Consider the following 24,460-nt stretch of genomic DNA (forward strand, 5'->3'; position numbering starts at 1 on the left):
TTGAAAAACGGCAGTACACTGAAACTGGCAACAATCACTTTGCTCTTACTCACATGTACTGCCACTTTTGCAAGCGCTTCCATGTTCGAACTTGAGATCATCCCCCTCTCAAAGATCATGGAAGATCCCACTGTTTATGACAGCACGATGGCATATCGTAAGATAAGTGTCATCGGCAATCTTTCCGAAATCGGGAAACAATCCGCTGTGCTCACGGAAGATGATTATTCTCTGAAGATAGATACGACAAAATCAGAGTTGTTCGACGGTTTTGAGGGCGGTGAACAGGCCATGATCACAGGCGAGTTCATGCATGATCCCATAGAAGATGATATCATGTATCCCAGCTATGTTCTGCACTATCCGATACAGGACATGGGAGAAGTCAATATTTCCAGCATCAACTCCGATCCTTCATACTATAACGGAAAGTATGTCACAGTAACCGGGGAACTTAGCAGTATAGACTCCTCAATGAGCCGTTATACATTAGTGCTTATGGATAACTCCACCGAAGACCACATCAAAATATATTTTTACGGATCAACCGATCAGGAAATCGGGGATGTGGCCAGATTGTCAGGGCTGTATAACGGAGGAATACTTCACAGCGAGAAAATGGGATCTGACATTGATCCTTTAGACATATCAACCATAATCCCGGGTTTCAGTTCACTAGCCGGCCTGATAGCCCTTGGAGCCGTGGCGATACTTTTAAGCCAAAGACAGCGTTAAGCAGTGATTATTATGTTAATTATTTTATCAGTAGGCGGATCAATTCTGGCAAAGGAACTGAAGCCTGAAAGTTTTCTGGCATATGCCGATGCACTCAGGGAAATCTCAAAAGAGCACGATATAATAGTTGTAACAGGCGGCGGTGTTGCTGCAAGGGATTACATAAATGTCGCACGCAGCACAGGTTCGAATGAGGTCGAATGCGACTACATTGGTATAGACATCACCAGACTGAATGCAAAACTGCTGATATCGGCACTCGGTGATGATGCATATCCAAGACCACCTCTTGACTATGTAGAGGCAAGAGATGCTTTTACATCCGGTAAAATTATCGTTATGGGAGGAGTTATCCCGGGCCAGACAACGGATGCGGTTGCAGCCATACTCGCAGAGTACATGAGTGCTGACATGCTTGTAATCGCAACTGCAGTGGATGGTGTTTATACCGCAGACCCGAGAGAGCACCCCGATGCAAAGAAATACGATACCATGACATGCAAAGAGCTTGTCAACACTGTAATAGCCACCGAGATGAAAGCAGGTTCCAAATCACCTGTGGACCCACTGGCTGCAAAGATCATCGAGCGCTGCAATCTTGAAACAATAGTAATGGATGGCACCAATGCCAGCAACGTCCGGCAGGTCATCATGCAGGAAAGTCTGAAAACAGAACCTCTGAGCAAGGTTCACCTGGGAACCCGCATCAAAGGTTGAAGTTTACTGCATGGCGTGAAAACTTAGATCAATTTTTTGTTTTAATTGTAGGCGACCAGGTAATCCACTTTGTCATCCCTGGAGCTTACGTCCTTTAGTTTTGCTCTGGACTGCTTCAGAGCCTGGATGGTCTGCTCGAACTTCTCGATCTGGAGCTTTGCCTGCTGAACTTTCTCATTCTCCTCTTCAAGCTTTTCCAGCAGAGCATTGCGCTGCTCTTCAGGGATATCCGCGTTATCTATCTGTTTCTGGTAGTGTGATGATAATTTCACATACTTGCGGAACATCTCGTTCATAGTGTTGAGGTCTTTTTCGAGGTCTTCAATTGATCTGGCCATACAGCTAACACTTCCTTCCGGAACAAAAAGGACAGATATTTTCACCTTTATCTGGCCGTGAGTCCGGCTTTGTATAATCTTAACTAATGAAAACTTCACTCCTGGCTATATAACTATTTCTATATTTTTGAATATAATCCTAATCATCATTATGAGATAAAAACAGAAACAGCATACGGATTATAGAAATAGAACCAGAAAGTAAAAACCAAGAAAAAAAAAAACAGAAATGCATCCCTGAGGATGCAAAAATAAAAGGATTATTTGCCCAGGACTATCCTGGCAATATCGTCACCCACATCGGATGTACCTGCGGAGCCACCCATATCGTAGGTCTGGACCTTTGCTTCACGGATATTGGTCTCGATCGCGGACACGATAGCATCTGCAGCTTCCTTTTCACCAAGCTGCTCGATCATCATGGCACCTGCCCAGATGGTTGCTATGGGGTTGACCTTGTTCTGACCCTTGTACTTCGGAGCTGAACCGTGGATAGGCTCGAACATACTGGTTCCCTCAGGGTTGATGTTTCCTCCCGGAGCCAGTCCGAGTCCGCCCTGCACCATTGCACCAAGATCGGTAATGATATCTCCGAACATGTTAGGGGTCACGACAACATCGAACCACTCAGGATTCTTCACGAACCACATTGTGATAGCATCGACAAAGTTGAAGTCTGTCTTTACATCAGGATGCTTTTCTGCAACTGCATTGAACTCCTCTCTCCAGAATCCGTATATGTCTGAGAGGACATTTGCCTTGTCAACTGATGAAACATGTTTATTCCTATTTTCAGCAAGATCGAAAGAGTATTCCATTACTCTCTGTGTGCCTTCCTTTGAGATCATACCTATCTGGTATCCGATCTCCTCACTGTCAGTCTCGATGTCAAGACCGAACTTTGCATTGTAAAGTGACCTGTGAACCTCAAGAAGGTCCTTACTTGTACCTGACTTTGCACGTCCGCCTATACCGATATAGAAGTCCTCTGTGTTCTCCCTGACGACAACAAAATCGATGTCCTCGGGAGTCTTATCCTTGAGTGGACACCATACGCCATCCAGAAGCTTGATCGGACGCAGGTTTACGTACTGGTCGAAATAGAACCTTGCAGCAAGCAGGATACCTTTCTCCAGTACCCCCGGTGCGATCCTGTCATCTCCGATCGAACCAAGGTAAATAGCGGAATACTGTGAAAGTTCCTTCAGTGAATCTTCTGAAATAAGCTCACCTGTCTCAAGATAATGGTCAGCACCGTGTGGAAACTCCTCCCACTCTACGTCAAAACCGAATCTCTCACCTGCAGCATCGATGACCTTGCGACCTTCTGCAATGATCTCTGGTCCGATACCGTCTCCGGGTATTACGGGTACTTTATACTGGGTCATGTTATTCTCCTGTTATAGTGATATTTATCAAGTGTGAAGCAGATTTCAGATAATTCTGCGGGTATACTCTATGAGACCGCCGGCATCCATGATACCCCTGACGAACTCAGGCAGAGGTGTTGCCTGGTATTTCTCATCTTTTGTCAGGTTCGTGATAACACCTGTTGCAAAATCAACCTCAAGCTCATCGCCATCGGATATCTTATCGGTATCGGGGCATTCGAGAAGTGCCACGCCAATGTTGATGGAGTTCCTGAAGAAGATACGTGCAAAGGATTTTGCAATCACACAGCTTATCTTTGTGCCTTTAAGTGCGATCGGAGCATGCTCCCTTGAGGAACCGCAACCGAAATTATTACCTGCGACAATTATGTCGCCTTCTTCTACCTGCTTGGCGAACTCCGGTCTGACACCTTCAAAAGCGTGTTCAGCAAGTTCTTCAGGCGTGTTGAGAATAAGGTACCTGCCAGGGATAACAGCATCCGTATCTACGTCATCTCCGAATTTCCAGACTCTTCCTTTCATATTAACACCGGATATCAATTATTTGGATTATCGATTAAGTTGAATACCATAGATACAATCATCCTAAATAATACTACTGGAAATAATACTACTCTGCGATTTACAATAGCAACTACTTTGTATAAACCACCAGAAAAATCTTAATAGCTTCGACGGTCTTTAATTTATATCAATGGTAAGCAAAAAAGATATTCTGATCCTCTCTATACTGCAGGAAGGAGCGCGCACTCCGGTTTCTGAAATAGCAAAGCAGGTAGGCCTCAGTGAGAACGGTGTCAGGTACCGGCTTGATAAGCTGGAAGAAGAGGGCTATATCAAGAACTATGTGGTCCTGCTCAACCCTAAAAAGTTCGGTAAGAATACATTTGCAATATTCAACCTTGAGATGGAACCAAAAAAAATGAAGGCAGGTATAAACAAACTGCTTTCAATGGAAGAGTTTACCAGGATATATCAGACCACAGGCCAGTATTCTATCAAAGCCTTCGGCCTTTTTGATGATGATGAGGATCTGACAAACTTTATCAATGAAAAACTCCTCACAGAGCTGCCTGTCCACAATTACAGCGTTGAGATAGTAACCAAAAATATCAAGGATACCATCTACAACGTGTAAGTGATTTGTTCTTTCTGAACCGGCCAGCCTGAATCAAAGGCTCTTGTACCAGATATTCATGCTTTCAAGCTTGCCGCCGATATTCGTATTCTTGACAAGAGTTCCCGCATACCGGTAGGAATTCCTTGAAAACACTATATTCATACCAAAAGACCCTGCCCTGGCAATGGTATAAGCTGTGAGCACACCTCTCTCGGCCATCTCTTTTTCCATATAGCCCAGAAGGTACTGGGAATAACCCTTCCCACGACACTCCAGAAGTGTTGCAAAGTCAGTCATTTCCACATTATTATTCTCAATATCCATTTCAGATGACGCCAGAGCTACTATCCGGTCATCTTCCTTGATACAGAAGTAAACTACATTATCGGACATGGTCTTGAGCAGGTAGGATGGGTCGTGAATGGGGAAAGGATAGGTGGCAAAGACCTCGTTGTATATCTCTGCCATGCGCTCCACATCCTCCTCAGTACAGAGCGTGCAGGAGGCATCATTGTCAAGTCGGAAGGACTCATCTTTGCTGTCCTTTGAGAGAGCTGTCTCAAGTACTTCCTTATTGACCTTTGCATCCTCGTCGACCATCCGGGACCTTGTGAAGTATTTACACATGAAGCTGGCATCTTCCTTGCCATCGAAGAAACCTGGTACAAATGCTTCCTCCCTGTATCCGAAAGAGAGAAAATCCTCCTTCTGTGAGGAGGGGATTTTAGCAAATATCTTGGAATAATCATTCTTCTGTGCAATACTCTCCAGGTCTTCAAGGATGGAACCATGATCAGCTGGAGAGAGATGCATCAGGTAGATCCTGTCGTTGAAACTGCCGTGCTGTATCGCAGATTCACCTACAGTTTCCACTTTATCCTTCACTGTCCCTTCTCTCCAGTCTTTCTGTTTCGCCGGGAACCAGACTTAAGGTTTCGTCGTGGTCCACAAGCAGTTTTGCAATACCCACTGACTTGTATTCCGATGCATCATCAAGTTTGAGCTGCAGACTGCAGTCATCACATTCACGGCTGCAGTATACTGGTTTATAGTCTTCAGGCTCTTTATAGGAGGTAATAACACCCTCGTAGTTCCTGAGAATCACCCTGTTCGTGGACCTTGATATCATATATGTCGGCAGTATTGGAATCTTTCCTCCGCCTTCCGGAGCATCTATTACATATGTAGGTATGGCAAAACCACTGGTATGACCTACTAGGTGTTCCATGATCTCAATACCCTTTCCTACAGAGGTCCTGAAGTGTGTAAGACCCTCCGACAGGTCACACTGGTAAAGGTAATATGGTCTTACCCTGTTCTCTACAAGTTTGTGGAACAGCCTCTTCAGAATCCTGTAACAGTCATTGACTCCTGAGAGCAGTACTGTCTGGTTACCAAGGGGAATCCCGGCATCAGCAAGTTTTCGCAGAGCTTCCCTTGATGATTTGGTTACTTCACGCGGATGATTGAAATGGGTGTTTACCCATACAGGATGATGCTTTTTCAGTACATTCACAAGTTCATCGGTTATACGGTACGGAAGTACTACCGGCATCCTCGAACCAATCCTTATGACCTCAACATGCGGGATTGCACGCAGTTCCGTAAGTATCCAGTCAAGATACTCGTCCGAGAGCATGAACGGGTCCCCGCCGGAAAGCAGTACATCCCTTACCTCAGGATGGTTGGCTATGTAGTCAAGTCCTTTCTGCACTTCTTCCTTTCCGGGAACGGAATCCACATCACCGACCTTTCTCTTTCTGGTACAGTGTCTGCAGTACATGGAACAGACATTACTTATATGGAACAGCACTCTGTCGGGATACCTGTGTGTGATCCCGGGCACGGGGCTGTCAGAATCCTCTGAAAGAGGATCATGCATGTCGTCTTTCGATAATATCAGCTCACTTGGTGAAGGGAAGGCCTGCATGAATATCGGATCATTCTTCAGGTCATCGGCCTGAATAAGTGACAGATAATAGGGAGTTATGGAAAGCGGAAACTTTTCAAGTGTTTCTTCCAGGGATTTTCTCTCTTCCGGATCGAATTTGATATCCAGAAGTGTTTCAAAAGTATCAATATCATTTACACAATGCCTGATCTGCCATTTCCAGTCCTTCCAGTTGGAAATCGCAACTTCAGGGCTTATCTTCTCGGCAATGTTTTTTTGTCTAACTAAATGGGCTTTCATCGAATCACGATCGAAAAGTTGAAAAATATATTTTTAAGATTCAAATATTGTCACTATAGCATAATCCATGACCGCACTCAATAACAAAACGCTGCAAAATTGCAGTGGTCAAGGATATGTAGTCTGAATATTTTGTATTACGGACATACTAGTGAGATTAAGTGATATATACCTTATCCGAATATTCTTCAAAAATTACTATCTTTTTCTGCATAAAAAGAAGTAAAGTGTATAATAGCTAATATTCTTCAGGGACGATGCAAAAGCTGTTCATCGCCACCATGCCAGCTCATACGGGGCCTGATCCTGATGACATGCGTGCTTTCCGTGTTATCGTCCACTACAAGAGCAATTCCTCTTTCGGTACCCATTTTCTTTATGGAATCTCCGAAATTCTCACTCATATAAGTAGGTTTTACAGACTCAAGTGCGAGAATATCGTCCTGAGAGGTTAGCCGGTGGCATATAACAACATCAGATTGAGAAAGTACATCCCTGTGCAGAGATGAAGGACGCTGTGTTGCCAGAACAAGTGAAAGACCCGGCTGGCGACCCTGTCTGAGCCATTCGTTCAGTAGCACATCTGATGAAAGTGTGTTCCCTTTTGCCGGAACGAACTGGTGAGCCTCGTCAATGAACATCCATACAATAGGGATTCCTTTTTCAGTAATCTCCTCACCCATAAGCATCCTTTCATGGGCCCGGCGGGATTCCAGTCTCCTGTGATAGATATCCCTTGCAAGAAAGCCTACAACCGCAGACCTGACCGAATCGTTTTTGATAGTGCTCACATCAATGACAGACAGGGTACCTCCTGCCACTATATCGGAAATATCCATTCCGTTCCCGGCAAAAATACCCCATGACATGGCTGTCCTGAAATAGTTCTCCGCCGCACTTCTTGATACTATATCCGAGCGTTCGTCTTCAAGTATGTTATCCAGAATATCCTCAAAGGAAAAGTCTGACGAGCTTTCACGAAGTGCTTCAATGACCCTCACTATAAGAACACCCGTGGAAGATACCGGATCAAGTCCGAAAAGTTCGCACCACTGATAAGCATCGACCTGTGACAGGGGGATGGACATTGGTTTTACACTGATATTCCTTTTTCTGTACTCCTCTTCACTGCCGGCGGGAACATAGATTTCCGCGTTAAAGCCGGATGCTTCAAGATCCCAGTCAGAAAGGGAATCTGCCTGCACCACATTTTCCCTGGAAAAAGTCCAGAATATACCCATGGTATCAATAACAATGGATGCAAGATTCGTTTTAGCTTCATCGGGAAGCATCAGAAGCTCCTCTATAAGTACAGCCATGGTATAGGACTTACCATAGCCCCTTTTACCACCGATAAGAACTGCATGCGGCCTCTGTACATCCAGTTTGACATCCGCACCGGAAGACCTGTCCAGTGCAAGATATCTTCCAAGATGGAGGAGAGCCTTATCCGATCTTCCGTCCCCTCCAAGAATATATTGTTTTTCCGACACGCCTGCACAAAATATCTCCGATGTATTTTCCATGTATCCTAAGAATTGTAAAGATTATAATAATTTTTCTTCTTGCATCAATAAATTATAAAACACGTTGAAAAAACAGACATAATACACGGGTAAATTCACCATAAAAACATTTACAGCATACGTAAAAATCAGATACGGAATACTTATATAGAACTATATATATTACAGGTGCAGAGGAATCTCACACGATAATAATTCCCCCTCTGATGCATTGATTCTTTTTGGCTAAATGTATCAATACCCCCAAACATCACCCAACCATCATTATGCGAGATTCCTCTTTCCTCTCTTAGCAATTTGTAAAGAAGACAGGACCATCCATTTTACTTTTCAATGGAAAGTATACCCCTTGCAGCAAGAACTCCGGTGGCTGCTGAGTTAACGAGGTCCCTGGACAGACCCGCACCATCCCCTGCTGCAAAGAGATTTCCAATACTTGTTTGCATTTTACTGTCAACCTGAAGTTTTATCGAGTAGAACTTGACCTCGGGGGCGTACAGCAATGTAGAGTCGGAATTCACTCCGGGAATTATCTCATTGAGGACTTCCAGACCTTCTATAATATCCATGACCATCCTGTGCGGCAGAGCCATGGAAATATCCCCCGGAGTGATATCTTTTAAGGTATTGACAACCGTGTTTCTCTCTATGCGTTTTTCCGTGGAACGCCTGCCTCTGCGCAGATCTCCCATCCTCTGAAGAACAGGTTTGCCACCACCGATAGTAGTTGCAAGTTTGGCCACGGACCTTGCATACCTGATTGTGTTTTCCATTGGCCGGGTCAGTTCCACGTGCACGAGAAAGGCAAAATTTGTATTTTCGGACTCACTCCTGTGCATGGAATGGCCGTTTGTGGCAACAAAACCCTCGTATTCTTCCTTAACAACAAATCCATGTTCATTGGTGCAGAAGGTCCTGACAAAATCATCATAGCGCCTTGTATGGATGTGGAACTTCGGGTCATGATTGATTCTTGTGATAGGATCCATGATTATCGAAGGTACTTCAACTCTTACACCTATATCGACACCGCTGAACGAATAGAGGATCGAGTGTCTGTTCACCATCTCATTCACCCAGTCACAGCCAACCCTTCCGGGAGCGAGCAGGATATAGTTTGCACTAAGCCTTTTTCCATTTCCAAGCAGAACTCCGTTGCATACATTATCTTCTACAATAAGGTCTGCAACATCGGTATTCAGAAGGAAATCAATACCCTTTGCTTCAAGATCCTGCTTGAAATTAGATATCAAGGCAATGGAATTATCCGAGCCGATGTGACGCTGCTTAATCTGAATGAAGCTCGCACCCACGGACGCAGCTTTCCTCTCCAGGAATTCAACCTCATCTGCCGGAGGAGAAGAAATGTTATTGGTGGCACCATATTTCAGAAAGATGCTGTCCACATATTCTACAAGCTCCCAGGCGCTTTCCTGGTCAGATGTGAAATCCGCAAGATTCCCACCGATATCAGGCCGCAGATTAAGGGTTCCGTCCGAGTATGCTCCCGAGCCCCCAACACCACGCAGTATCGAACATGGTTTGCAGTGCTGACATCCTTTCGTAGAGCTCATCGGGCATACCCTTTCATCTATATCCCGACCTGCATCAATTACAAGGATTCTCAGCTCGGAGGATGTAAGCTCATGTGCTGCAAAGAGACCTGCCGGTCCCGCGCCTACTATAATGACATCATAATCCCACTCGGTCAGTACCAGAAATATCACTTCCACGGATATACCTGCAGGGGTACATCCGGTGGAATATTTAATTTATTAGGATAAAATCTTATCCAGTTGGTTCTCAGACCTTGCGAGTTTGATCTCCTGGGCTATCCTTCTTCCAGTAGACAGGTTTGAATCCACAAGGTCGGAATAAGGTGAGCCGTTCAGATAGATGTTGGTACCTGCAACGATCCTGGCGGAGATCTCAAAGACCTTTATCTCCAGGTCATCGGTTACCACGGTCTCAAGACAGAAGGGGCCGATCATTCCGCCAAAGAGCTTGAGGGACTGCTCGACAACTTTCTCACCCAGTTCAAATATCAGTGGCAGAAGAGACTCCCTTGCCACAAGGGGTACGTTTCCGGTTACGACATATGTGGGATGGATACCTGCCGCTTCCAGTTCCCTTGGGGAGCCAAGCCTGAAGATCTCATCGGCGTTTGACTCGACCCTGCGGTCCATGCTGAGCATCTCCAGGATACCCTCACTTAGCTGGTAGCCCTCTTCCCTCAGTGGAGAATAGAAGAAGTGGAAATAGTACCTGGTACCTGTTATGAACTCCTGAATGGTGTATTTCTCATCGGGATTTACATGTCGCTTGAACTCTTCAAAGGTTTTGGCTATAAAGAAACCTTTTCCGCCCTTTGCGCCATGGTACTTTACCATCACGGGCCCGTTGATATCTTCGGCTTTTACCTTCCTTGGCATATGGATACCGGCGCCTTCAAGCCATACTCTCTCCTGTTCTCTGTCGGATTCCCATTCAAGCACAGACCTGTTACCGAATGTTGGTACAGGAAGATCAACGAATTCTTCATAACCCAGGTACTCCACAAATGAACCGTGAGGAACGATTACGGCATTCCTGGATACGAGTTCGTCTGCGATCTTTGGAATGTCCTTATAACTGTCCACCACAATGAACTCATCAGGTTTTGCTTTGGGAAAAGCATCATAGAATTTTGGTGGTTTCTTTACACATATACCTATTGTCTTTAAGCCTTCTTTCCTTGCCCCGTCAAAGATCTGAAGACTGGAATGGGAACAGACAGTTGCAATACTGAGGTTGTCAAGATCGTAGTTCCCGATAATTTCCATAATACGTTCTTTTGAAATCATAAATATAGCCCCGAAATTTACCACATATTGTCTTAGCTACTCTTTAACTTTACGAGTACTTTTCGTAAAAAAAGACTTCAAACAGACCCGTACTTAAAGGAAACAATATAATTACCTTTTTATATACTACCTTTATGCAAGAAAACGAAGAAAACACCGGCTCAGAAAAAGTCCTTGTTCTGCCCCTTGCCGAGGGCTCAAAAAAGATAACGCAGGTACTTTCCAATGACCGGGCGATGAAGATTCTGGACATACTTGCCGACACGCCCATGTCCGCAAGTGATGTGGCAGAAAAGACAGGCATGCCGCTTACAACAATCAAATACAACATCGATGCGCTTGTGGAAGCTGACCTTATCAAAGTTAAAAAGACAAAATGGAGCAAGAAGGGCAGGGAGATCAAGATATACGAACCTGTCCAGAAGATAATCGTTGTTGCCCCGGGAAGTGTGAAAGGAGATAAGTCCTCGATACTGAGCATGCTCAAGAAATATCTCATCATGGTGGGAGGGGCTATTTTTGCAGCCACCGGGCTGGAGGCTCTCACAAACTACCTCAATCTCGGCATCGGTACGTCACCCATGGCAAGCTCCGTCAGATCAACTGAGTATCAGGACACAGTGGCGCCATTGTTGAACGAGGATCTACCACCAGAAGCTGCGGACGAAGCTTTCGTCCCGGAAGCACCCATGGAAGAGAAAGCAGTCCCTGAAAGCGAAGAGATGTCTGCCTCTGACGTTACCGGAGAAGAGGTTCAGGAAGCTGAAACTTTCGAAGAACCTGTTACGGACCAGGCTGTTGACGGCCAGGATTACGAGATCACAGAAAGCCCTACATCCGATGACATGCTGGTTCCCGAGGATGTTGATCCGGAAGCCGTAAGTTCTGTTATCCCTAACGATAGTCTTGACAATGGGGCAAACATTCTCAATGATAATCTCAGTGCAACAAACCAGGTTCCTGCAGCAGGGGACTCCGGCATGGCGGCAGATAGTGTTTCACCAATGTCGCACCAGCTTTCCGGCATTATCCCGGATGACCTGCTCTCACATGCAAGTGTATGGTTTTTCTTTGGCTGTCTTTTTGTAATTGCTCTCCTTTTCATAAGAGAAATATATTATAGAAATAAAGAGATATGATTCTCCGTGAATGGGCATGAGAGTAGCACTTAAGATTGCATATATCGGAACAGGGTATCACGGGTCGCAGATTCAGCCTGATGTCGGCACCATTGAAGGTGAGATATTCAGGGCGCTCACCGAGCTTGATATCGTCGGTGACCCAAAAGATGCCGGGTACATAAGTGCCGGAAGGACAGATACCGGCGTACATGCAAGGGAGATGGTAATAGCCTTTGATACGGACAAGCCAAACCTTGCAATACCAAGGGTAATCAATTCAAAACTCCCGAAAGCGATATGGGCATGGGCACATGCAGAGGTACCGGATGACTTTGACCCCAGGAGAGGTGCCATATCCAGAAAGTACCGCTATGTCATGAGCGGTGAGAAATATGATATCTCCAGCATCAGGTCAGCTTCAAAGATACTTGTGGGTAAGCACGATTTCGCAAATTTCTGCAGTAAAGAGGGAGATAAGAATACAATCCGTACCATTGAAAAGATTGATGTAAGGGTCAGTGGAACCCTTACAAAGATCGACATCCAGGCAAACAGTTTCCTGTGGAACATGGTACGTAAGATAGTGACCGCGCTTACCATGGTAGGAAGCGGTGTCAGGGACGAAGAATGGTTGCAGCAGATGCTGGAGCCTGAGTTCTATGAAGAGGGACTCGAATGCGCACCACCCTACGGACTTACGCTTATGGAAGTGAACTATCCCGAACCTATCGAGTGGACCGAGGATGCCTACTCCATACGCAGGGCAAATGAGGTCTTCCACGAGTACACGGTGCGCCATCGTGTGATGGCAGAGGTTATGGACCATCTTGTACCAAAGGAATAGAAGGGCTTTTTTAAAAAAAAGATCGTCCGGACACAACGATGGAATATTTCGTTAACATAAAGGATGCCATGATCAGGTATCATGTCATTCACAGCAAGGTAAGGAATCCGAGACTTGAGTTCAGGGGTGGGAAGTTTCAACTTATCATCCCGGAAAGCTATCCAGACCATGAAAGAATAATCCGGAAACACAAAAGGTGGATATACAACAGGCATATCCGCATGCAACGTCTGCTCTCAGCCTCAAAGGACCTTGAACTGGATCACAGCAGGTCGGAGGAAGAACTTAAAGGTCTTGTCAGAACATGCGTATTGTCAATGGGAAAAGAGCTAGGTGTGCAGCCAAAAGCAGTACGTTTCCGGAAGATGAAGACAAAATGGGGAAGCTGCAGTTCAAGATCAAACCTCAATTTCAATACCTATATGCGATACCTTCCCGGAGAACTGATTGAATATATTGTGTATCACGAGATGGTTCACCTCATCGAACCCAATCATAGTCCCGATTTCTGGAAGCACATAAGAGCACGTTTTAAAGATCCTAAATATTACGAAGAGCAACTTTCAAACCACTGGTTCCTGATACAGGAAGAGATAAATAAGCAGATACCTGCCAGAAACGGCAGAGCATCTATTCCTTGATAAGGACAGTAAATGTCCTTGTAAGACTGCCGTGTATCTTCTGGGTAAAGATATCAACGACTTCAAAACCGGCTGCTCTGGCAAAATCAGTCACCTGCATTTCAGATACAACAACAGCTCGTTTCCCTTTTTTAAGCACCCTGTACATCTCAGAGAAAGAGTCCGAATAGAGATGATGCAGGGATTCGGCCTTGATAGCTGCAGAGCGACCATAGGGAGGATCGGTAACAATCGCATCCACCGTGCAGTCCTTTACCGGAATACGGCAGGCATCACCTACCAGAAGGGAATAATCCGAGTCAAAGAGGTCCATGTTCATCTTCGCACCATGAGCTATCTTCTGCCTTACCTCGATACCGATAACATGTGTAGAGAGCAGTCCGGCCTCAACAAGGATTCCGGCAGTTCCGCTGAAAGGGTCAAGAAGGACCTCACCCGGCCTGATGCTGCTGATATTTACAAGTGCCCTTGCGACCCGTGGCATAAGCACACCGGGATAGAAAAAGGGTTTTTTGTGGGGCGCCCTGTGCTCATAAGCACCCCTGTCCACCGAGGCCACCACCGAGCCAAGGATTGCCCTGTCGGTCATGACCAGACGGAACACCACATCAGGAGATTTCAGGTTTGCCCTGAAACCCTTCCTGTAAATGCTGCCTCCGATGCGACCCTCTATATTTTCCCTTTTGACATTGCCTGAGTGTTTTATCCTTTTAGCACGGACAACATAGGTCTGCCCGGACTCAATATGATTTGATATGTCAATCTTTTCAGCAGTTGCTATTATTTCATCCTCATCCACATCAGATATGCCTGCCACCTTCAGGATGTGGTGCGACATCGCAAGTCTTTCCGCCACACTGACAAGAACCCTGTCGATTTCCCTGTGATCTCCTGCTATGTCCACTACAAGGCACTGATCGAAGTGTGCAGATTCAGCGAACTCAAGGCCTGCGGCATGCAGACATGAGATTATCTCTCTGCGGGGAAGGACATCATGCTCCCCTGATAACTCAAAAGCATATAGCATGTAGCGCAATAGAAGCAGGAGGTAATATTAAAAGCCTTTCAATAATAAAAGAGAAATAGACAAAAACGGTCAGAACATCAGTTCAAGTGCTTCCCTGCCTGTCATTCCCACCTTTATGCCAAGATCTATGGCTTTCTCGGTAGCACCCACCACAAGTGCCTCAAGTACGTCCTCAAAGGTATTGACACCCTTGACCTTAACTGCCACATCACCGAGTGCAGTTGCAGCTTCCATATCAAGATAGCCACACATGACAAAACCCTTATCAGCTTTTATCAGCAGGAGCGGAGCACTCTGCATCTGCATACTCAGACCAATGGCCGATCCGTTATCGAGTTCTATCTTTTCTACTATCATTGCAATCATCTCTGTTCCATAGATTCATCAGGGATTATATCAGCGAGTTTCCTCTTACGGTCTTTAGAAAATCATCTGTAAAGCCCGGAAATATCTCATCCACAAGTGAGCCGAAGGACTTTGTATCCGATTCTACAGAAGATACGGGAGTTTCTTCATCCTCTTCGCCTTCCAGATGCAAAACCATGTCCGGTTCAAAATGGATTACAGCCTCACCTGTAAAGCCGAAATCTCCACTTACTTCCTGACCCAGATCACCGGAATCTATGGATACATTGTCTATTCCCTCTGTGGATTCCACCTTAATATTGTCAGGCAGCCTGATGGTCACAGCAGTACCCGGCTCACCCAGGAACCATATCCTGTCACCTAGAGAGATAATGGGTTCTTCAAAAACATAGTGCACCTCATACATGTTGACGATGGTGTCTTCCTTTGTAACCGGACCCAGGCTCTCCATGGACATGTCAGATTCCACACCTGTGACCACTATTGCGTCTGATGAGCCGTTTATCTTCACATCCATATTCCCTTCAAGTAAACCCAGGAGCTGCGCCCGGCTTGTGGTATCCATTTTCAGAACTTCCCAGGCAGAAACAAAGCCGTCGTTATCACCAAGCTCGGAGTCTATGAATGCCCTGTACAGAACAGACCTACTATCCGAATACTGTTCGGTGTAGGTCCATGACATTCCATCAAGTCCCACTGTTATGTCGTTCTCCCAGCTATACGAGGCTTCTGCCGGTAACATAAATATTGAAAAAACTATTAGTAGAATAATCAAATGGGATGTTTTTCGGATAATTATCCCTTCCTGTTCATTTTGTTGTTATCTCACACCCGTCATCGGTAACAATTACAGTGTGCTCTGCCTGTGAGACCATGCCGCCTCCTATCTCCTTGAGCACAGGATACGAATGTACCACTCCTGCTTTTTCAAGCTGTAGCAGCGCGAAGTCAAGCTTTTCCGTCTTAAACCATCTCTTGGCAAAGGGAAGTGTCCTGTACGGTTCAAGTTCCTTTAAGAGCTTTCTGGCTGCTGGCAATCTCACCGGTTTTTTTCTCACAACCTGGAATATCTCTGTAAGAGTACCGTCATAGACCTTACCTGTTCCGTCGGTAGCAAAGGGTTCAATGGCAATGACATCACCGCTTTTCAGAACATTACCGTTCCCTATTCTCCTGTTCGGGATACTTGGAGGAGCATGCGGGATATATCTGTCCAGCCCGTGTCCTGTAAGGTTTCCGATGGGCTTGAATCCCATTGAAGTGATGGTATCCTCTATAACCTCACCGAGCTCTGCGGTATTGACACCATCCTTCACAGTATCGATAGCCGCATAAAGTGCAGCCTCGGATGCCTTTACAAGGTCACCGTACTTACCTGTAAGATCCACGGTAATAGCAGAATCAGCAATATAGCCGTCAACCTGGACACCAAGGTCGAGCTTGACAACATCTTCCCCGAAAACCGTTTCCTCACCTGCATAAGGAGTTGCGTGTGCGGCTTCGTCGTTCCTTGAAAGATTGCACGGGAAAGCGGAACCGTCTGCGCCCAGCTCGATCGCCCGGTTCTCCACAAACTCGGCCACCTCAAGCATGCTTGCACCTACTTTGATCCGGTCCTTTGCCTCGCCTCTTACCTGAGAGAGTATCCTTCCGGCCTCAAAGTATTTTTCCAGTATTTCCTCTTCCTGATCCTGTGTTACCTTTGCCATATCCTATCACCTGTCCTTAAATAAGATAAACTTTTTCAAAGGATCATACAATAAACTCTTTTTCCATTTCCGTGAGATTCTCAAAACCATCATCCGTTACAAGAATAAGGTCCTCAAGACGGATGCCTCCCACATCGGGATAGTAAAGACCAGGTTCTATGGTAATGATATTGCCGGCTTCCAGAACCGTGTCACGCTCACCCACAAACGGAGCTTCGTGTATCTCAAGGCCGACACCATGACCAGTGGAGTGAATAAAACCGCTTTGCGAACCGCTTCTGGTGGTATCGTATCCCCTCTCTTCGAACACATCACAAACCCTGCCATGTATATCACTGCATTTTACTCCGGGCTTTATCATTTCAATGGCAACTTCCTGAGCTACATGCACTGCCTCATACATATCTTTCAGCCTTTCTGATGCATCACCTTTGAGTACTGTACGGGTCATGTCGGCAAAATAGCGATTCTTCTTGCTGCGAGGGAATATGTCTATAACAACAGGTTCATCCGCCCGGAGCACACCCGTACCCTCCCAGTGAGGATTTGCGGAACCCTTGCCACATGCCACAATAGTGCCCTCTGACTCACAGCCGTGTTCAAGAAGAGTAATATCGATCTGGTGACGCACTTCTTCCGCTGTAAGGTCAAAACCATTATAGTTGAGTTTGCCGTCTACGATCTCGGACTTGTGTATCATATTAACCGCTGCTTCCATGGCAAGATTGCAGGCATTCTGTACCGTCTTTACCTTTTCGATCTCCTGTTCACTCTTGCGGGAACGTAGCTGCTGGAATGGGCTTTTAATAGCCTCGAAGGAAAAGCCTTCTTCTTTGAGAGTCTGTGCTATGTGATACGGGAAATCCCTTGGAACAGTTATCCTGCGAGCGCCATGATGCTGCAGTATCTCAGCCAGGCAGTCACAGTATGCAAGGGAAGGATCTCCTCTTTCCTTTATCTTGTCCCGGTACTTACATTCCTGAAGTGTACGTATCTGTGATACCCTTGATTCATTCTCCGCACGTCCGCGTTCCATATCAGAGATCAGCAGGATCTCATCGGCCTCCTTTGTCTGGATATAGGCGAAGGAATCGGAAGCAAAGAAACTGGAGGAATAGTACATATCGGCATTACCGGAATTACCTACGATCATGAAAGCATCTGATCTGTGATCCTTAAGAGTATCACTTATATCAAGAGGATTCTTTTCTTTTGTCATACGGAGTATTCTGTATTTAATAGTACAAAATTGTTCCCAGTGTGGGATTTCTGGCAGCAGCAAAGGCATGAGTGTAACAGAAAGATATTATGTACAGAACTGACGGATCTTTGAACATAAGTTGCCATAGAAAGTGCATACCGGATATATACACCTCCATAAGAACCTCCTGATATGCAGAATACAAACAGTCATCAAACAAACATCCTGGCTGACATGGCATTTTTTCTGCATGATATAAGGTACATCATCCTGTTCTACGTATTCGGTGATTTTTTAACAACCCGACATGCACTGGCATATGGTTTTGAAGAAAACATATTCCTGCGATCGGTCATGGCAGAATACGGAGTATGGTCATTCCTGATACTGAAGCTTGTTTTCCTGATAATAGTATATTATAACTACAAGTTACTGAGACAGGAAAGTGCAGGATGGAGAAGGCTGTGGGAAATATCAAAGAAGTTTATAATAAGCGTGGGTATTTTCCTTGTATTCAACAACCTCATGGTTATCTTTCTGGAATGCAGCTTTCTGGAGATAATTAAGAGTATACCTCTTTAATGATGACCATGCTGATCTATAATATCAATATTCTGAAATGAAATTCTTACGGGAACGGCAGTATGAACACCGAGTTCACTTCAATACCAGTGATAACCGGACTCATCCTGTCAATATCCTCCTTTGAAAGGCCTGACATGTTAAAAGTCACTTCATCCTCCACATGGATATAAGATTCCACAGCTATGCTTTCATTGACATATACTCTCTGACTATCAGAGACCATTCTACTCTCGAATTCGTCTCTGAAGGCAGGTTCAACGGATTCCACGAATATCTCTTTGCTACCCGGATTATACAGGGTCAGATTATATGAGTAGAGTTGTATATCCGTATCATTACCGTCTGCTGCGCCCATGGTCTGAGTACTTTCCTGAATGAGAAGAATATCTTCCTGTGATTGGTCAGAATTATCCCATGGCAATGAAATTCCAATCATTAACCCGAATAAAAACAGGATTATTCCGAATGTCAGTGTTTTGTCCATAGTATAAACCTCAATCAGAATGATTATTATTATTAATTTTGTGATTCTATTGTAAGACTGCTGTTGTGGACCTGATTCCTGTCCAGGTCTTCGATCACCATATCCATCTCGTATACAGCTGATTCCTGCCTGGGAACCTCAAAAAATATAGGATTCTCAGCAGAAACATCTTCATACAGCCTGTTATCACCGGCAGCTATTGTGTTATTGTTTTCTCTTATGTCGTAGTCAGCATAGTAGTCAGCAATCATATCAGGATTGCGTGGTATATATGTGAACACAAGACGATCTTCATAACCGTAGGTTCTGGCAATGAAATCATCATTTTCCAGCAATTCTCCGTCTATACTTGCAACCTGTTCACCACTCTCTTGAACATCGCTTACCGTACAATAGAAATTTCCGATAAAGACAAGTGCAAAGGCAAGTATAAGCAGAACAATGAATGATATAAGAATAGTTTTTAAAATTTTAGTCAAGCAGTGCTGCCTCCATAATATGTTCTAAGTGAAAAGATACACAAAGTTTTCTATAAATCTTGTGTAAACTGCGAACCGGTTCGAAGTTATTTTTCAAAGGAAGTTACAGGCACTGATCTCTTCCGGTAATACTCGAAGAGTTCCTGTCCCCATTCGAGTGCTTTATGTCCTTTGCATACGAGTTGTTTGCTGTCATATTCATAAGATTTTGTCAATAACCTCATAACAGAACAGTGATCGTTGATCGAAAAGGACACCAGATCCATCTTATCTTTGTATATGAATAGCTTCACGGAGTCTGTTGATAGTAATTCCCTGAAATCTTCAAAATATTCCTCCCTGATTTTCTCAAAGAGTTTTTCAGAAACAATTAACGATGCGTCTATGTCCCTGTCCATGAGGTCCAGGAAAATCTGGAGATGGTCCGGGTGAAGGAATGAAACAAAGGAATTAACGTACTCGGACTTCTTACTGGTTTCTATGAATTCCTCGTTGAGCTCAAAAATATTGTACATGTCTGGCTCTATTATAGTGCATGGATCGAGCTCTTCCAGCCTTTTCAGGAGATACCCGGGGATGAAATCCAGATCATGACTACCCCAGTAATCGACGTTCTCTTCCAGAACGTTCACAGTACCAATTGCGGGGAGCATTCTGTCAAGAATAAGTTCTCCAATGGATGTGAGTTCATAGGACTGACCGTTCTTGGAGATAAGATGAGTTTCTTCCAGAACCTTTGCCTGCGGGAGCAAGGCCTGTCTGCTTGTATTAAGACCACAAAGAAGAGAAGTTATCTCTACAGGACCATCTTTCAGCATCAAAAGCATGTTTTTTCTTTTCTCGGATGCAAAAAGTACATCTAGCAACGCTTTATTTATTGTTCCACCAACCCGGATCCATTTGCCCGGTGCAAGATTAAACCTTACAGTATTAGAACTTTACCGGCTGTGAAGAAAAGATTAACTGATTGAATAAAAACAAGCAGATGTTACAAATCTGCATGCAAATTGTTCTAATAGCCTTAACTTGCGCTTAGAGATTTGTTAATCCTGCAACCATAACCACTGCAAACATCAATGTAAGATACAGGAATGTTAGTACCAGAACTTTGAGTACTCTTACATCGCCACAATCGTTCATATCTACCATAAGAAATAATAGCGAACCTTTCCATAAATAGTTATGTTTGTGTATTAATTTCATATAGCAGGCTGAATAAAAACACCACTAGAATAGCACAAATAATTTTTCAGTAGCAATAGCTAACTCAGATAACAGTCATAATTGCCACGTTTGACAGGAATACAGCAAAAATACACATAATTCCAAAGGACTTCATCAAGGAACTCAGAGGCGATAGCGAGAAGAAACTATGGATACCTATGACCAGATCTCACCCGATGAGATGAAAGTCGCTTACATGAAGCATATGCCGGAGCTGGATGTAAAATCAGCCATATAATATAAATTCAATTATGTTTCAAAAATAAGCATGGCATGAGAGTCTATTTCCTGATCTTCGTTGACTTCTTCAACGACCGAGGAACCCATTGCATCTTTAAGATCTGCCAGGCAATTAGCACATAACAGATAACTACCAACTTTACGAAGATATCCTTTTTCTATTGCTTCATATCCAAATTGACGATCACAAAAGAAACATTCATGGAACATAGTAATATATTGACCCACATAGCTTATAATTTTAATTAATTACTTATGTTTTAATATAAATAGATAAAATTAGTTTTAAGATATTGATATTTTATAATTGACTAAGAGATCTGCAAAAAACTCTTTAGAAGTTGTTTTGAGTTTATTTCGCTATTATCCGGCATCATTCAAAATTAATTACACAAATATTTAAATAAAATCATGACATTAAAATAATTAGTAGGATGCAAAATATTCGATGAATGAGCATAGCCAATTGTGTTTTAATTAGCACAAGCATCCTACCCATGAATTATTGACCACACTATGATTTGTACCACCCCACCAAGCCCAAACACTATAGATCTTTTTCTGTGGTCAATAATTTACAATCATTGCTAATTAAAAAATCCTTTTAAACTTTAGTGAAAACTGCAACCATTTCTAATTCATCTCAAAGACGAAAGAAAACTAACTCTGGCAACCATAAACGCCTACTTCGCAAGTCTTAGCACCTTCTTTGATTTCCTGGAGTTTGAAGGAGTTCTCCAGAGGAACGAACTTGCAAAGTTTCGCAAAAGATACCTTCGTCACTCCAAGAAGAACCATACACCGGAAAAGAAACAGCTCATCAGCATAGAACAGATGAAAGAGTTCATCCTCCCCATAAAGTTACTGGAACACCAGACCTTAGTGCTCTTCCTGGCAAAGACAGGCAACAGGATCACAAGAAGCCCCATTTACCGGATAGTAACAGACTACACCGAAAAGTTCGGCATACACAACCCGAAAGGCCACTTACACGAAAAGTTTACTCCGCATTGCTTATGGGTATGGTTTACAACCTGGCTTAGAAGATCCGGAATGTCAAAGGACTTCATCAAGGAACTCAGAGGCGCCACCAGAGGCGAGGCCATGGATATATACGACCAGATCTCACCCGATGAGCTGAAGGTCGCTTACATGAAGCATATGCCAGTGTTGAGAATAGGTCCACAGTAAAGTTAATGAGCACTTTTTCATTAATTCTTGTTGAAACCACTTATAGAGGTTGATATAGTGATGTATATCGCCTAGGTTAAAATTCTATAGCACCCCACATCAATCTACTAAGGTAAGCAAAAAGAGTTATCAGAAAAGTGCATTTAAATTTTATTATATTCGGCTTTGTAGAAATCTTCATGCCATAATCTCAACTGTGGAAGATACAACCACGAGGACACAGAGTTCACGGAGGGATATTTGTTTTCATTCTCTGTGAATTCCGTGGTTTAAACTTAATGTGGAGGTTATCTACAGAGCCTGATATCCAATTACTCTAAAATTATGAATATTTCTACAGAACCGCAGTATCAACATGTTTCCATAAATAAGAAAAAACGTTCATATCTATAATTTTAAACTTGGAAGATGGCTGTATTAAAACAAAAGTAGGTCTGAGTTTTGTTTTATCAGATGAAAAAAAACTCAAATCCAAATTTGAATATATTAAATTTTCTGAGCTTGGTGGTCTCTTAATAATAAATGAGTTATCCCCCTCCACACTAGAAGAGACGGATTCATTGAACTTAGAAGGATTGTTTTTCCAGTTCATTGGGGTCTCATAGTACTCTTTTAAAGTCTTTTTTGATAAAACATCTAATGCTTCTGGAAATATTTTTTCTATATACTCACCCATTGTTATGTCTGTACCGTAAATTTCTTCTAATACTTCCTTTTTATCCTCTGTCATGTCAAAATTATACTCTTCTTTCTTTTGAGTAATGGCAGGTACTATTTCAAAAGATATGGTTGTAGGCATCATTTCATTTTTGTTGTTTTGATGCACACCCGACGTAGGTTCGAAATTAGCAACCATGCCAATTTCTTCCAGTTCACTCTCAATTTGCATAATCTTTTTAGTTTGCACTATAACTTCTTCGAATGATGAATTTTCATCGGCTACAATTTTGTTGTATTCATCTACTAAATCCGAAAGGTGATTCTCTAATCTATTTCTATCTTCTATGTTAATATTTTCATTTGCCAGTATGGTTTGTGTAAAGAAACACACAATCAACAACAAACCTAACAATACACCTTTTATTTCTTTCATTGTTTCGTGTCCAAAGCACCATTGTTCAGTTTAGAAAAATGATTTGCATTACATATCACAATAACATCTACCCTACATATAAATAATTGACATTAATGTACATAAATTAAAAGATATTCGACGAATGTGTAGACCCTTACACAGATTCTCGCCATTCAAAAAATTAAGACAACCAAGAATACAAATATGTCCCATGATATCGAAACAAAAAAGGGGATAATTCCCCCTAAAAAGATGTTTAAATAGCCCCCACTGGTTTGACATCGCAAGTAGATACAGCAGATGCATATAGTGGCCAACAGCCAAGCGGATACACGCAGAAATGGTTTCCTTGAGTATAATAAGAACCACTAATAACTGTTTTCTCCTTACTTGCTTCTACTTTTCCAGTATTATAGCCAACTTTGAAAACAGAATCTTGCGGAACAGTCTGACTAGTTTTCCATAGGTATGAAAAAACCTCCATCTCTGGGATTGGGCATTTGTAATATGGAGAGATTACAACTGACGTAGATTTAAATTTTACACTACTAGATGATAGTACGGATAAATCAGAGCTATGGAGTACAGAATAAGTTGTTGATGTTGCCATTATGTCATCAGAAGATTTGTCCTTACCATAAGTGGAAGAGAGGGATTCATTACACATATAAGGATTATTACTCCAGGTCATTGGGGTCTTATAGTACTCATTCAAAGTCTTTTTTGGTAAAACATCTAACGCTTCTGGAAATATTTTTTCTATATACTCACCCATTGTTATGTCTGTACCGTAAATTTCCCCTAATACTTCTTTTTTGCCTTCATTCATTTCAAAAACATATGCTTCTTGACTTTCCTTGCTTTTCTTATCACTGTTTGAAACTATTTTGAAGGACATTGTTGCAGGCATCACCTCATTTTTCTTATTTTTGTGCACACCCGATGTAGGTTCAAAATTGACAACCATGCCAATATCTTCCAGTTCATCCTCAATTTGCATGATCAATTCAACTTGCGCTTGAACTTCTTCGAATGATGAATTTTCATCAGTTACAATTTTGTTGAATTCATCTACCACGTCTGAAAGGCGATTATCTAATTTAGTTACCTCTGCCGTGCCCACATTTTCATTTGCCATCGTTATTGATGTAAATAGACATACAATCAAAAACGAAACTAACATTAATTTATTCATATTTTTCATGGAATTACTCCTATATTTGCTAGTTTTAAACTAAAAAAGTATTCATATTTTAGCTAAATTTATTTACTTTTCTAGTAATAAACTTTATAACAATACAAAATATATAACATTATCTACAGAAGAAAAATTGTTTAAATTTGGAGTAGTTGTATATAACATAAGTTATCAAATGAAAGTACGACTACCGCTGTAAATTAAATCCAATCTA

26 protein-coding genes are annotated in these 24,460 nt (G+C 43.1%); 8 read left to right on the top strand and 18 right to left on the bottom strand.

Going from position 1 to position 24,460, the window contains the following annotated elements:
* Entirely contained in the window at positions 1 to 735 is a 735-nt protein-coding gene (locus tag HWN40_RS12575) for a hypothetical protein (RefSeq protein WP_176966055.1), read from the top strand.
* 12 nt (positions 736 to 747) lie between these two features.
* Positions 748 to 1,452 (top strand): UMP kinase, encoded by a 705-nt coding sequence (gene pyrH / locus HWN40_RS12580; protein ID WP_176966056.1) that lies wholly within the window; start codon positions 748 to 750, stop codon positions 1,450 to 1,452.
* Between the two features lie 41 nt (positions 1,453 to 1,493).
* Here the strand turns inward: pyrH and HWN40_RS12585 are convergent, their stop codons facing one another.
* The 3 genes from HWN40_RS12585 to HWN40_RS12595 all read right to left on the bottom strand — a co-directional run bounded on the left by HWN40_RS12585 (position 1,494) and on the right by HWN40_RS12595 (position 3,703).
* The gene (locus HWN40_RS12585; RefSeq protein ID WP_176966057.1) at positions 1,494 to 1,790 is read right to left on the bottom strand and encodes a hypothetical protein; all 297 of its coding nucleotides are present in this window, start codon (positions 1,788 to 1,790) and stop codon (positions 1,494 to 1,496) included.
* Positions 1,791 to 2,050: 260 nt separating this feature from the next.
* Positions 2,051 to 3,178 carry an isocitrate/isopropylmalate dehydrogenase family protein gene (locus HWN40_RS12590; protein ID WP_176966058.1) on the bottom strand — a complete coding sequence of 376 codons (1,128 nt, stop codon included), beginning with the start codon at positions 3,176 to 3,178 and terminating at the stop codon, positions 2,051 to 2,053.
* A 45-nt stretch (positions 3,179 to 3,223) separates the two neighbouring features.
* Positions 3,224 to 3,703, bottom strand: a complete 480-nt coding sequence (locus HWN40_RS12595) for a 3-isopropylmalate dehydratase small subunit (RefSeq protein WP_176966059.1) — start codon at positions 3,701 to 3,703, stop codon at positions 3,224 to 3,226.
* Positions 3,704 to 3,875: 172 nt separating this feature from the next.
* Between HWN40_RS12595 and HWN40_RS12600 the strand changes: the two genes are divergently transcribed.
* The gene (locus HWN40_RS12600; RefSeq protein WP_176966060.1) at positions 3,876 to 4,319 is read left to right on the top strand and encodes an Lrp/AsnC family transcriptional regulator; all 444 of its coding nucleotides are present in this window, start codon (positions 3,876 to 3,878) and stop codon (positions 4,317 to 4,319) included.
* Positions 4,320 to 4,352: 33 nt separating this feature from the next.
* Here the strand turns inward: HWN40_RS12600 and ablB are convergent, their stop codons facing one another.
* The 5 genes from ablB to HWN40_RS12625 form a co-directional block, all read right to left on the bottom strand.
* Positions 4,353 to 5,186, bottom strand: a complete 834-nt coding sequence (gene ablB, locus HWN40_RS12605) for a putative beta-lysine N-acetyltransferase (protein ID WP_176966061.1) — start codon at positions 5,184 to 5,186, stop codon at positions 4,353 to 4,355.
* Positions 5,176 to 6,492, bottom strand: a complete 1,317-nt coding sequence (kamA, locus tag HWN40_RS12610) for a lysine 2,3-aminomutase (RefSeq protein WP_176966062.1) — start codon at positions 6,490 to 6,492, stop codon at positions 5,176 to 5,178. The genes ablB and kamA overlap by 11 nt, the downstream gene beginning before the upstream one ends.
* Before the next feature lie 248 nt (positions 6,493 to 6,740).
* The gene (locus HWN40_RS12615) at positions 6,741 to 8,018 is read right to left on the bottom strand and encodes an ATP-binding protein (protein WP_176966063.1); all 1,278 of its coding nucleotides are present in this window, start codon (positions 8,016 to 8,018) and stop codon (positions 6,741 to 6,743) included.
* Between the two features lie 323 nt (positions 8,019 to 8,341).
* On the bottom strand, positions 8,342 to 9,751 hold the full coding sequence (locus tag HWN40_RS12620) for an NAD(P)/FAD-dependent oxidoreductase (protein ID WP_246275921.1): 1,410 nt from the start codon (positions 9,749 to 9,751) through the stop codon (positions 8,342 to 8,344).
* A 42-nt stretch (positions 9,752 to 9,793) separates the two neighbouring features.
* Positions 9,794 to 10,861 carry a formate--phosphoribosylaminoimidazolecarboxamide ligase gene (locus HWN40_RS12625; RefSeq protein WP_176966064.1) on the bottom strand — a complete coding sequence of 356 codons (1,068 nt, stop codon included), beginning with the start codon at positions 10,859 to 10,861 and terminating at the stop codon, positions 9,794 to 9,796.
* Positions 10,862 to 10,995: 134 nt separating this feature from the next.
* Here HWN40_RS12625 and HWN40_RS12630 point away from each other — a divergent pair, with 134 nt between their 5' ends.
* Genes HWN40_RS12630 through HWN40_RS12640 form a run of 3 tightly spaced genes read left to right on the top strand, consistent with a single transcriptional unit; the run spans position 10,996 to position 13,467 of the window.
* On the top strand, positions 10,996 to 12,000 hold the full coding sequence (locus HWN40_RS12630) for an ArsR/SmtB family transcription factor (RefSeq protein WP_176966065.1): 1,005 nt from the start codon (positions 10,996 to 10,998) through the stop codon (positions 11,998 to 12,000).
* Between the two features lie 16 nt (positions 12,001 to 12,016).
* Positions 12,017 to 12,826 carry a tRNA pseudouridine(38-40) synthase TruA gene (truA, locus tag HWN40_RS12635; protein ID WP_176966066.1) on the top strand — a complete coding sequence of 270 codons (810 nt, stop codon included), beginning with the start codon at positions 12,017 to 12,019 and terminating at the stop codon, positions 12,824 to 12,826.
* Positions 12,827 to 12,864: 38 nt separating this feature from the next.
* A complete protein-coding gene (locus tag HWN40_RS12640; protein ID WP_176966067.1) occupies positions 12,865 to 13,467 on the top strand; it encodes a M48 family metallopeptidase in 603 nt (200 codons plus the stop codon).
* Here the strand turns inward: HWN40_RS12640 and HWN40_RS12645 are convergent.
* From HWN40_RS12645 to HWN40_RS12665, 5 genes are all read right to left on the bottom strand, one after another.
* The gene (locus HWN40_RS12645; RefSeq protein WP_176966068.1) at positions 13,457 to 14,494 is read right to left on the bottom strand and encodes a TRM11 family SAM-dependent methyltransferase; all 1,038 of its coding nucleotides are present in this window, start codon (positions 14,492 to 14,494) and stop codon (positions 13,457 to 13,459) included. The genes HWN40_RS12640 and HWN40_RS12645 overlap by 11 nt on opposite strands.
* 69 nt (positions 14,495 to 14,563) lie before the next feature.
* A complete protein-coding gene (locus HWN40_RS12650; protein ID WP_176966069.1) occupies positions 14,564 to 14,851 on the bottom strand; it encodes a YunC family protein in 288 nt (95 codons plus the stop codon).
* Positions 14,852 to 14,885: 34 nt separating this feature from the next.
* On the bottom strand, positions 14,886 to 15,602 hold the full coding sequence (locus HWN40_RS12655) for a hypothetical protein (protein WP_176966070.1): 717 nt from the start codon (positions 15,600 to 15,602) through the stop codon (positions 14,886 to 14,888).
* A gap of 67 nt (positions 15,603 to 15,669) precedes the next feature.
* Complete coding sequence (map, locus tag HWN40_RS12660) at positions 15,670 to 16,569, bottom strand: type II methionyl aminopeptidase (protein WP_176966071.1); 900 nt, start codon at positions 16,567 to 16,569, stop codon at positions 15,670 to 15,672.
* A 43-nt stretch (positions 16,570 to 16,612) separates the two neighbouring features.
* Entirely contained in the window at positions 16,613 to 17,788 is a 1,176-nt protein-coding gene (locus HWN40_RS12665) for a M24 family metallopeptidase (RefSeq protein ID WP_176966072.1), read from the bottom strand.
* A gap of 174 nt (positions 17,789 to 17,962) precedes the next feature.
* Between HWN40_RS12665 and HWN40_RS12670 the strand changes: the two genes are divergently transcribed.
* Positions 17,963 to 18,352 (top strand): DUF5658 family protein, encoded by a 390-nt coding sequence (locus tag HWN40_RS12670; RefSeq protein WP_176966073.1) that lies wholly within the window; start codon positions 17,963 to 17,965, stop codon positions 18,350 to 18,352.
* A gap of 46 nt (positions 18,353 to 18,398) precedes the next feature.
* On the opposite strand, the gene HWN40_RS12675 is transcribed toward HWN40_RS12670, so the two are convergent.
* The 3 genes from HWN40_RS12675 to HWN40_RS12685 form a co-directional block, all read right to left on the bottom strand.
* Positions 18,399 to 18,839: a hypothetical protein gene (locus HWN40_RS12675; protein ID WP_176966074.1), complete on the bottom strand. Its 441-nt coding sequence runs from the start codon at positions 18,837 to 18,839 to the stop codon at positions 18,399 to 18,401.
* A gap of 32 nt (positions 18,840 to 18,871) precedes the next feature.
* The gene (locus HWN40_RS12680; RefSeq protein WP_176966075.1) at positions 18,872 to 19,318 is read right to left on the bottom strand and encodes a hypothetical protein; all 447 of its coding nucleotides are present in this window, start codon (positions 19,316 to 19,318) and stop codon (positions 18,872 to 18,874) included.
* Positions 19,319 to 19,404: 86 nt separating this feature from the next.
* Positions 19,405 to 20,184 carry a helix-turn-helix transcriptional regulator gene (locus HWN40_RS12685; protein ID WP_176966076.1) on the bottom strand — a complete coding sequence of 260 codons (780 nt, stop codon included), beginning with the start codon at positions 20,182 to 20,184 and terminating at the stop codon, positions 19,405 to 19,407.
* Between the two features lie 1,432 nt (positions 20,185 to 21,616).
* Here HWN40_RS12685 and HWN40_RS12690 point away from each other — a divergent pair.
* Positions 21,617 to 21,973, top strand: coding sequence for a tyrosine-type recombinase/integrase (locus tag HWN40_RS12690; RefSeq protein WP_343044087.1), 357 nt, complete (start codon positions 21,617 to 21,619; stop codon positions 21,971 to 21,973).
* 334 nt (positions 21,974 to 22,307) lie between these two features.
* On the opposite strand, the gene HWN40_RS12695 is transcribed toward HWN40_RS12690, so the two are convergent.
* The gene (locus HWN40_RS12695) at positions 22,308 to 23,066 is read right to left on the bottom strand and encodes a hypothetical protein (protein ID WP_176966078.1); all 759 of its coding nucleotides are present in this window, start codon (positions 23,064 to 23,066) and stop codon (positions 22,308 to 22,310) included.
* Between the two features lie 238 nt (positions 23,067 to 23,304).
* A complete protein-coding gene (locus HWN40_RS12700) occupies positions 23,305 to 24,252 on the bottom strand; it encodes a hypothetical protein (RefSeq protein ID WP_176966079.1) in 948 nt (315 codons plus the stop codon).
* Between the last annotated feature and the right edge of the window lie 208 nt (positions 24,253 to 24,460).

The sequence above is a fragment of the Methanolobus zinderi genome (assembly GCF_013388255.1).
Lineage (GTDB): Archaea > Halobacteriota > Methanosarcinia > Methanosarcinales > Methanosarcinaceae > Methanolobus > Methanolobus zinderi.